The sequence below is a fragment of the Microbacterium sp. K41 genome, from assembly GCF_004794395.1.
In the GTDB taxonomy this organism is placed as follows: domain Bacteria; phylum Actinomycetota; class Actinomycetes; order Actinomycetales; family Microbacteriaceae; genus Microbacterium; species Microbacterium sufflavum.
This window is the reverse complement of record NZ_SSDO01000178.1, coordinates 1-3,657: the sequence shown is the minus strand read 5'-3', so window position 1 is coordinate 3,657 and position 3,657 is coordinate 1. Positions and strand designations below refer to the sequence as shown.

The 3,657-nt window shown below is 72.3% G+C and carries 5 protein-coding genes; 3 read left to right on the top strand and 2 right to left on the bottom strand.

What is annotated here, in order from left to right:
• A partial coding sequence (locus DW309_RS04910; RefSeq protein WP_524538331.1) for a helicase domain-containing protein occupies positions 1–904 on the bottom strand: 904 nt, incomplete at its 3' end.
• A gap of 128 nt (positions 905–1,032) precedes the next feature.
• On the opposite strand from DW309_RS04910, the gene DW309_RS04905 reads away from it, so the two are divergent.
• A complete protein-coding gene (locus tag DW309_RS04905; RefSeq protein ID WP_136044730.1) occupies positions 1,033–1,614 on the top strand; it encodes an NADPH-dependent FMN reductase in 582 nt (193 codons plus the stop codon).
• A gap of 10 nt (positions 1,615–1,624) precedes the next feature.
• Here DW309_RS04905 and DW309_RS04900 read toward each other — a convergent pair whose 3' ends face one another.
• On the bottom strand, positions 1,625–2,488 hold the full coding sequence (locus DW309_RS04900) for a DUF72 domain-containing protein (protein WP_136044729.1): 864 nt from the start codon (positions 2,486–2,488) through the stop codon (positions 1,625–1,627).
• Positions 2,489–2,587: 99 nt separating this feature from the next.
• On the opposite strand from DW309_RS04900, the gene DW309_RS04895 reads away from it, so the two are divergent.
• A complete protein-coding gene (locus tag DW309_RS04895) occupies positions 2,588–2,815 on the top strand; it encodes a hypothetical protein (protein ID WP_136031254.1) in 228 nt (75 codons plus the stop codon).
• A 532-nt stretch (positions 2,816–3,347) separates the two neighbouring features.
• Positions 3,348–3,657 (top strand): hypothetical protein (locus DW309_RS04890; protein ID WP_136044728.1); only part of this gene is annotated, 310 nt, incomplete at its 3' end.

Genomic DNA, 3,657 nt, shown 5'->3' with positions numbered 1-3,657 from the left:
CCTCGGGGTCGAGCGCGGCCTTGAGCGCGGCGATCCTCTGGTCGGCTTCGGGCGGGGCCGTCGTGCCTTCCGGGGTGAGGTCGCGGAGGGTGCACAGCCGCACGGTGTCCTCGCCGAGGCTCGGCAGCACGTCTTCCACGTAGGCGAGGTAGTGCGGGTTCGGGCCCACCAGCAGCATCCCGCCCGCGCTCGCGGTGAGGTGCGGCTCGGCGTAGAGCAGGTGGGCCGCGCGGTGCAGTGCCACCACGGTCTTGCCGGTGCCCGGACCGCCGTCCACCACGAGGGCGCCGCGGGACGGGGTGCGGATGATCGCGTCCTGGTCGGCCTGGATGGTCGCCAGCACGTCGCGCATGCGGGCGGTGCGGTGCGTGCCGAGGCTCGCGATGAACGCGGACTGGTCGTCGAGGGAGGCCGCGCCGTCGAAGCCGTCGGCGGTCAGGGCCTCGTCCCAGTAGTCGCTGATGCGGCCGTCCGTCCACCGGTATCGGCGGCGGGAGATCAGACCGCGGGGGTCCTCCAGCGTCGCGGCGAAGTAGGGCTCGGCGGCGGGCGCACGCCAGTCGATCAGCAGCCGGGTGCCGTCGGACGCGGCGAGCCCGGTGCGGCCGATGTAGACGGGCTCGCCGTCGGCGGGGGTCATGCGGCCGAGGCACACGTCGATGTCGAAGCGTTCGAGCACGCGCAGGCGCGACGACAGCCGCCGGATCTCGAGGTCGCGGTCCACGGCGGCGCCCCCGGAGCCGGCGCGCACGCGACGGACGTCGTCGAGCCGTCGGGCGACGTCGGCGCGCTGACCGTCGAGTTCGGCCGCGATGCGCTGGAGGTGTCGGCGATCGGCGTCGATGAGGGCGGGGGCGGTCTTGGCCTGTTTCTCGGGGGAGAGGTGGAAGGGGTCGATGGGCATGAATCTCCTTCGCGTTCCACGCGCCGGAGCGCGCGCAGACCGTCGATTCTGCCCCCGGGGTGGGGCCTTGCGGCAAGCCCCCACCGCGGAGATATCCTGGAAATGCAGGGAGAGACGGGGGACTCACCATGGCCCATCGGATCGGCTACCTCATCGGCAGCCTGGCGTCGGACTCGATCAATCGCACCCTCGCGAGGGCGCTGGTGCGCCTCGCGCCGCCCAGCCTGGAGCTGGAGGAGATCCCCATCCACGGCCTTCCCCTCTACAACCGCGACGACGAGCTCGAGCCGGTCGAGGCGGTCACGGAGTTCAAGCGCGCGGTGGAGAGTGCCGAGGGCCTGCTGTTCGTGTCGCCCGAGTACAACCGGTCGATCCCCGGCGCGTTGAAGAACGCGATCGACTGGGGCTCGCGCCCGTGGGGTCACAACTCGTTCGCCCGCAAGCCGAGCGGCATCATCGGTGCGTCGACCGGGGCGATCGGCACGGCCGTCATGCAGTCGTCCATGCGCAGCGTGCTGAGCTTCCTCAACGCCCCGCAGCTGAACGCGCCGGAGGCGTACATCACGTTCCGGCCCGCGGTGTTCGGTGCGGACGGCGAGGTGCACGACGAGGGCACGAGAGACTTCCTCGCGCACTACATGGAGGAGTACGGGGCGTTCGTCGAGCGGGTGCTGTCGCTCACCGCGCCGGGACACGTCGGCGACCGCTGACGCCTCGCCGTCACGCCGGTGGGGCGTCCACGAGGGCGCGCAACGCCAGGGCGTCGTGCGGGGCATGACCGCGGGCGTCGTTGTCGAAGTACACGAACACGTCGCGCGGGCGGCCGTCCGCGGCGCCCGTCCCGTCGGCCCAGGCCCGGATGAGCGTCGCCCACTCGCGCAACTCGGCGCCGGTGTACCCGCTGTGGTACAGCATGCGCGCGCCGTGGAGCCGGATGTACACGTGGTCCGCGGTCAGCGCGTCGAACCTCGGCCATCGCCCCGCGGTGTCGGCGACCACTAGCGCGGTGCCGTGCGCCTGCAGCAGCGTCAGGCTCGCGGGGTCGGCGAAGGTGGCGGAGCGCGGTTCGAGCGCGTAGCGCAGCGGCCGGTCGGCGTCGATGTCGAGCCACGCGCGGTCACGGAGGCGTTCGTCGTGGCCGCGGGCGAGTTCGAGCGCCTCCCCGGTGGTGCGGGGGAGGCTGTCGAGGAACGACTCCAGGAGCGCCGGCACGAACTTCTGGCGCTCCGGCAGCTGCCACAGGATCGGCCCGAGCCGTTCGCCGAGCGCCAGCACGCCCGAGGCGAAGAAGTTCGCGAGGGCCTGGTCGACCGCGCGCAGGCGCAGCATGTGCGTGACGTAGCGCGACCCCTTCACGGCGAACACGAAGTCGTCCGGCACGCTCGACGCCCACGTGCGGTAGCTCTCCGGCCGTTGCAGCGAGTAGAACGAGCCGTTGAGCTCGACCGAGGGGAACTGCTCCCCGATGTACTCGAGCTCGCGGCGCTGCGGCAGGCCGCGAGGGTAGAAGTCGCCCCGCCAGCGGGCGTAGCGCCAGCCCGAGACGCCGATGCGGACGCGCCCGGTGAGGGGTCCCCCGGTCACGGTGCCGCCTCCGCGAGGGGGTGCGTAGCCGTCAAGCCCCTTGCCGCTGGCCGACGGGCGTTACAGGGTGGGAGCATCCGCCGAACGAGAGGAGACGCGATGTCCCTGAGCGACCAGCCGATCGACGAGGTCAAGCCGGAAGCCGACCTGCAGGAGCAGGAGCGGCCCGATCTGGAGGTGCCGGACGACCCGGAGGTGACGACGACCGGTGAGCCGGACGTGCACTCGGTCGAGGCCGACCCGGCCGATGCGGCCGAGCAGCGGCACGAGGTGCCACTGGACGACGACGACCTCGACGACGCCGACGCTGACGACGACGTGCTGTAGGGCGATGCGGCACGCGCGGCGTCGCCCGGGTGCGCGCGGTGAGCGGGCGCCGAGCCTGTGGAACGCGCCGGTGGGACGAGAGGCGCCGCGGGAGCGGTGAAGGCCCCGCGGGTGCCTCCCGTCCGACGCGGGGCGCGAGTCGTTCGGAACACGGTCGTCATGGGGGGCGACGCTAGCCCCGCGGCGGCGTGTGCGGGCCGGGGTTGACCGCGGCCTTGCCGACGGCTAGTCGGGGACGGCTGACGGGCGAGGATGTGGGGCGCCGTGGCGCGGGGTATGCCCTCTCGACCGGACCGCCCCAGCACGGTGCTGTCGAGAGGGCTCACCGTCCTTCCCGGACGGTTGGGGAGGCGGCGAAACTTCCGCTGCTCTCGACGGCTGATTCCCCAGTTCCTCAGCCTGTAGCCCCCGCTACGAAGAGCAGAATATCGCTTAATCGCCGTGTCCGCCATTTGGGGGACAAAGAAAGTTGCGAAGAGGTTTTCGCCCGGGGTGTCTGTCGGGTCCGGTGGCGGTTTCGTAGGGTGGGGGAATGGACAGGATGCTCGTGTTCGCCGGTCAGGTCGCGCTCCCGCTCGGGCATCGGATCGAGGTGACCGAGCACGATGAGGGAGAGGGCCGAGAGTCGATCGTGCTGTCGGTGGTCGACCTCGACACGGGGATCCGGTACCGGCGCGGCGAGGAGGCGCGCGGCGCGCTCTCGCGCTGGATCGGACGGGTTCTGGAGTGCACGGTCACGGTCAGCGGCGGCGTGACGCGCACGGCGCTGCTCGTGGACCCGGTCGGGCCTGCGGCGAGCGAGGCCGGGGTCGCGCTGCGGGGAGCGGATGCGGCGGTGGAGG

Coding starts and splice junctions, on each gene's coding strand:
- DW309_RS04905 (WP_136044730.1), top strand. CDS start 1,033: ATGGCCCATCGGATCGGCTACCTCATCGGCAGCCTGGCGTCGGACTCG.
- DW309_RS04895 (WP_136031254.1), top strand. CDS start 2,588: ATGTCCCTGAGCGACCAGCCGATCGACGAGGTCAAGCCGGAAGCCGAC.